Source organism: Microcystis sp. LSC13-02, assembly GCA_002282935.1.
In the GTDB taxonomy this organism is placed as follows: Bacteria; Cyanobacteriota; Cyanobacteriia; order Cyanobacteriales; family Microcystaceae; genus Microcystis.
In genome coordinates, this window is the sequence record MTBT01000176.1 from 1 (window position 1) to 5,555 (window position 5,555).

Genomic DNA, 5,555 nt, shown 5'->3' on the forward strand with positions numbered 1-5,555 from the left:
AGGTGCGGAACCCCGCAAGGGAAAGAAGCAGAAACCTAAATCGTGAGGTTTGGGAATCACCGTCCGTTTACGGCGGTGAGGATGTCAACAGGACTGACTACTGACTACTGACGACCGACTCCTAACCCCACCAACAAACTTTTTGCCGCAAACCCTACTTAATTTCCAGACCAAGACTTTCTCTCGTGCTTCTATCAGCTCCATGCCTATTTTTTCTAAAACTCGCTTTGAAGCTATATTATCGGGAGCGCAGCCAGCGGTCACTGTTTGCATACCAGGTTGAGAAAGTGTCCAGTCCGTCATTGCTTTTGTCGCCTCAGATGCGTAGCCTTGTCGTCGATATAACGGCGCTACTTGATAGCCAATTTCTACAGCATCTGTGGGTAAACCTGTGACATCAGGAATAATTTTGATCATCACATGACCAATAAGGGTATTTTCTGTTTGATGAATAATTAAACTCCCCCACCCCCACTCATTTTGTAAGGGGAATTGCAGCAAAATATTCGCAATATCAGGGAAAGCTTGAATCAAATCTTGTTCGGCCCAGTCAGCAGCAACTTTTACCCCCAAAATTGTTGCTAATTCATCGATACTTATGATTGCCGCTTTCATAAGTTCAAGCTTTAAGGGGACTAAATATAATCGTTCCGTCACAAGTTTTTCCAGTGCTTTCATTTGATAAAATTCCTATACCAGTTATCAGTTATCAGTTATCAGTTATCAGTTATCAGTTATCAGTTATCAGTTATCAGTTATCAGTTATCAGTTATCAGTTATCAGTTATTGAAAATTGAAAGCGTCCTAAATAACCCATTATTTGCTATAGTAGCTTGTTAATCAACTTACCCAGCAAAAACCTCATTCTCTAGTTCTCCTGAGAGGGGGAAGTCTGAAAAATTTTCCCTACCCCCCACACCCTGTCTCACTTTCAATCTGTTTGTCACCCCATTAGCTATATTCTCACCCATTTTAAGGTTTTTGGGTCTTTATCATAATGATAATTAAAACCATCTTTGGCAGTAATGATTTTACCTAAACTGGCTCGATTACGAACGCTACTTAAAGAATAATCAGTTAGGGACTGCATTTGTTGATGGGACAAACCTTCAGTTATTTCAGAAACTCCGGCAATTTCCGCATCATGCTCAGTTTTAACCTCAGACAAAGTCTCTATTTTTACCGCCGAAAAATTTTCTGATTTTTTTGACATCATCACTATGTTATTAACTTTTTTGCGCTGATAATCTTCTACCGTTGACAGCTGCCAATGGGAATTTTCTGTTAACTCTAAGACCCATCGATGATAATTAAATAAACTTTCCCGATGACCAACACTAATAAAAGTGGTTTTACTTTCCTGTAATTGCTGATATAAGCTGGCTTCATTTACCAAATCTAAAGCGCTGGTTGCTTCATCTAAGATAGTAAAAGTGGGTTTAGTGATTAATAGTCGAGCAAAAGCTAGTCTTTGCTGTTCTCCGAGGGATAAAATCTGTTCCCAATTGACTTCTTTGTCTAAGCTATTTTTGTCAGTTAATAAATGTTGAAGATTGACTTTTTTTAAGATATTTTCTAATTCTTCATCCCTCAGCTGCTCATTGGTATGGGGATAAAGTAATTGCTGGCGTAAACTGCCAAGAATAATATAAGGACGTTGGGGTAAAAATAACATTTCAGCTAAAGGAGGACGTACTAAACGACCACTACCAGCTTTCCATAAACCGGCGATTGCTCGTAACAAGGAACTTTTTCCTCGACCACTCGGACCAATAATGAGTAGGCTTTCTCCCAAAGGGACAGAAACCGATAAATTCTCCACAATTACCTTTTCATAATCGGGAGTTTGTAGGGTAAAATTTTCAAAAGCTAGACGATTATCTTCCAGGGTGGTAATGCGACTTAAGTTTTTCGGATCTTCACTGGCAACTTTTAAGGCATCTGTCAAGGTAGCTAACCGTTCAATATAACTTGAAACTTTACCCGATGTTCCCCATTCAGTAATTAATTGTCCCAAGGCATTAGAAAAAAGGAAACAGCATAAACTCGCTTGACTAATTTCCCCATAATCGATTTCGTTTTTAATAAACATGGGGGTCAAAATAAACATTGAAAATACACTAATCGCTGACTGATAACCCCGATTAAAAAGATTATTAAACCGTTCCCAATTTATCAGGTTTTCCGAGCTTTGAATAACCCGTTGAAAACGGCCTTCAATGATTTTTTCTTCCTGCTCTTCTCCCTGAAAAAAAGCAATGGATTCGGCGTGGTTACGCACATGGGTTAAAGCATAATTATAATCAGCTTTATTATTAAGCTCAGATTGATTAATTTTGTTTAATTCTTGAGTTAGATAAATTGCTATTAAATTTCCTGCGATCGTATAAATTATTAGATAAACCGCAATTTGCCGAGAAATTGTCCAAAGAATAATCGCAAAAGTAATCATTTGTAACCCTTTTTCCACGAAGGTAATTAAAAACCTCATGGTCATGGTCGTAATTGGTTCAATTTCTTGAGATAATCTTTGATCGGGATTCTTTAAAGCTGAGGTAAAATCAATGTTATAATAAGCGCGATCATTGAGATATTTTTTAACGGTTTGTTTCGTTAACCACTTATACCAATCTAAGGCTACTTTGCGACGAATAAATTGAGAAAAAGCAAATAACCCCGTTGTTAATATAATCAACAAACTGGATAACCACAGCGTATTTAGATATTTAGAAAGATCTCTATCTTCAATAATAATATCGAGTACATAACGATTCCAGTAGCTACTAAAAGCTTCTACCCCCACCGTTGCCAAGATACTTAAAAGAATCAAAGCTGACATTCCCCAAGAAATGATCACATCTCCAAAGGCACGTCCATTTAACTCCGTTGGATACCAATAGGGTTGAGCCACAATTTTTAGGCTTTCCCAAAATTGACCAAATAGTGAAAAGGGATTCTTGGAGGACTGAGCGGAAACAACAGGGTTTTCCGTTGCTTGTTTAGTAGTATATTGGGGCATCTACATCCAATTGGTGGTTCTTTTACTGTTCTCTTGACAACTCAATATCACATTGTAGCGGGAGAATTACCTCTTGTTGTCTTTTGATAACATTTTTATCTAGATGAAAGCCAGCTATGGTCAGAAAGGTCTGACATAACTAAGAACTACTTGACCCACTTTTGTTACTGTAGCACTTTAGATACTAATTACTGTTTACTGATCACTGAAAAACCCCATCTCTCAATCTCCGTGATCCTCAAAATGATTAGCTAGTAGGAATTTTTGACTGGCATTCAACTCTTGCCAAAGCTGGTTAATTTTCTCGTAAGCTTCCGTGGAGGTAATCTTTCCCCCAGTGTGTAAACCAGCGATAAAAGAGACTCTCAGGGCGAATTCCTGCAAATTAGCGTTAAAAACTAAATTTTGTGGCGTGAATAAACCCCTGTAGCTGGTTTTAGGGTAGAGAAAGTTATCTTTAGAATTGAATTTTTCCATTGTGACCGACCCCCCAGTATAGGATACCTACATTATTATATATTTAACCTTTTGTTAATCCAAGCTTAACCTAAGAATTTAAACCTGTCTCTAGATTCTTCAGAGAGTAGCTGCTGAACTTGATTAGCTGCCGCTATCCCGGAAGTTAAGGCCGTTTCTAGGGAAGAATTTCTCGATAAATCTCCCCCTTGACACCAATCACCACAGGCAACTAGAGGTAAAGGACTATTAACACTTAAACAGGGTACAGCTAAACCCTGACGGACTAAAGCATAACGCCAACGGTGAATCCAGGACCAATCGGGAAGAGGCAAAGAAGCACGAGAGAGCAAATCTAGCCTAACTGCTTCTAAATCCTCGCTATCGAGATATTTAACCGCAAAATCTCCACTACTATGCACAACAAAGACATAATCAGGGGATGATTGCCGTTTACTGCTATCAAGTCCTAACCAAGCGATATCGGTGGAGGGAGCAACTGCGGGTAAAGAATCGCCATAACCCACCATTACCGTTAAACAGGGATCGTAAACGATCGATCGCAATTCTGGCATAGTAGTTATGTGAGAGTTTTCTAACAATAACGCTGCTTGCGGGGCGGGAATAGCCAAGACAATTACCGGAAACTCTCCCCGAATTTGACCGTTATTGTTTAAAACCCATTTTTCTTGACGATTTTCCAGACGAGTAACCAGAAAATCTCGTTCAATTTCTAAATCTTTAGCTAAAAATTTCGCCACGCTATTGATGCCAGAAGGAGCAACATAGCTAGAATCAAACCAAGAAGTAACTATATTCTCTCTCAGGAGATTATCAATTAAAGCCGCCGTTTTTTCGCCCTGAATAGTCAAAAAAGGCAAGCCATGATCCACAGCCATCTCTTGATTGGCTCGGTTAACCCGTCGCGTGGCTAAACGACCACCAATACCTCTAGACTTATCAAATAGCTTAACAGTATAACCTCGATCGCACAACTGACGAGCGCAGGTTAACCCGGCTAAACCCGCGCCAATGATCCCAACATTAATCGAAAAATTTGTCACTAGCCTTCCTAATCCTGTAAACCCTTGAGTTAATATTAGTAGTAATCGGCACTAGCGAAACTAAGTTGATTATTGGGGACCAGGAGGACAAACCACATTGGACGAACTACGCACAGCTTTGGAGTTAGCCACCGAGGAGGAACTACAGCAAATCACTAACATCCTCTTTTGCCGTCGTTTTAACCCTCTCGATTATCTACGAGCGCCGGACGCAATCGCCGTTCAAAGTCAAGATTGGGAAAGTTGGTTAGATAGTGTCGAGGATCGTTTTCGTTACCTGGCTGCCGATGGTGTGACAGTATTAAAAGGTCAAACCGAAAAAGTTAGTTATCGTCAAATTCTGGTCCGTGTCTGTCATTTCCTCAAGGTTCCCTACTCCCAAAAAATGCCGACAACGGAAATTGAAGCGGAAATCTATCTTCACCTCGTTAACAAAGCTTGGAAACGTCTCCCCCCATCGGAACAAAAATCCCTCTCGACTCAAATTCAAAAAGCGCTCGCGGATTCCCACACTCCCCAACCTTTACCGGTTCACCTACAACACAATCCCCTCGATATAGTCCTCAAAGGCAGTAGCGTCATCGCCATTAATTCTATCCTGAAACCGATTCTGCTCAAACATATCGCTGGGCAGTTCGCTCTCCATTTTGTCCGCTATCAAGGGGCAAAAACGGCCGTAGTCCAGGGTGGGGCAATTGTTAATCAAATCGCCCTACAAACGGCTAAACAGGGCATGACTAGAGCGGCAGCCCGCTACGGAGCCGTCAGAACCGTGTTAAGTTTGGTAGGACCGGCTCTATGGGGTTGGTTTATTGCTGATCTCGGTTGGAAGGCGATCGCCACCGATTACGGCCGGATTATCCCGACTATTTTTGCCCTTGCCCAAATTCGTCTGACTCGTGAGGATTGTTGGCAACCTGCCTAGCTTGACATCCTCGCCGCCCTAAAAGTGCGGCGATTCCTAAACCTCACGATTTAAGTTTCTGCTTCCACCACCGTCGCATACCACAGTTAAA

Annotated in this window: 5 protein-coding genes; 1 reads left to right on the forward strand and 4 read right to left on the reverse strand. The window is 40.9% G+C overall.

The features are described from left to right. Positions 1-84: 84 nt before the first annotated feature. The 4 genes from BGL89_RS10505 to BGL89_RS10520 form a co-directional block, all read right to left on the reverse strand. Positions 85-678, reverse strand: coding sequence for a GNAT family N-acetyltransferase (locus tag BGL89_RS10505; RefSeq protein WP_286825665.1), 594 nt, complete (start codon positions 676-678; stop codon positions 85-87). Positions 679-955: 277 nt separating this feature from the next. Continuing rightward, the gene (locus BGL89_RS10510; RefSeq protein WP_286825666.1) at positions 956-3,019 is read right to left on the reverse strand and encodes an ABC transporter ATP-binding protein/permease; all 2,064 of its coding nucleotides are present in this window, start codon (positions 3,017-3,019) and stop codon (positions 956-958) included. 222 nt (positions 3,020-3,241) lie between these two features. Continuing rightward, positions 3,242-3,496 carry a DUF7219 family protein gene (locus BGL89_RS10515; RefSeq protein ID WP_286825667.1) on the reverse strand — a complete coding sequence of 85 codons (255 nt, stop codon included), beginning with the start codon at positions 3,494-3,496 and terminating at the stop codon, positions 3,242-3,244. A 65-nt stretch (positions 3,497-3,561) separates the two neighbouring features. Next, positions 3,562-4,539, reverse strand: a complete 978-nt coding sequence (locus tag BGL89_RS10520) for an NAD(P)/FAD-dependent oxidoreductase (RefSeq protein ID WP_286825668.1) — start codon at positions 4,537-4,539, stop codon at positions 3,562-3,564. 97 nt (positions 4,540-4,636) lie between these two features. Between BGL89_RS10520 and BGL89_RS10525 the strand changes: the two genes are divergently transcribed. Then, a complete protein-coding gene (locus BGL89_RS10525; RefSeq protein ID WP_286825669.1) occupies positions 4,637-5,464 on the forward strand; it encodes a YaaW family protein in 828 nt (275 codons plus the stop codon). Positions 5,465-5,555: the final 91 nt, after the last annotated feature.

Excerpts from the sequence above, each read along its gene's own strand:
- BGL89_RS10505 (WP_286825665.1), bottom strand. The coding sequence starts at position 678 with ATGAAAGCACTGGAAAAACTTGTGACGGAACGATTATATTTAGTCCCC.
- BGL89_RS10510 (WP_286825666.1), bottom strand. The coding sequence starts at position 3,019 with ATGCCCCAATATACTACTAAACAAGCAACGGAAAACCCTGTTGTTTCC.
- BGL89_RS10515 (WP_286825667.1), bottom strand. The coding sequence starts at position 3,496 with ATGGAAAAATTCAATTCTAAAGATAACTTTCTCTACCCTAAAACCAGC.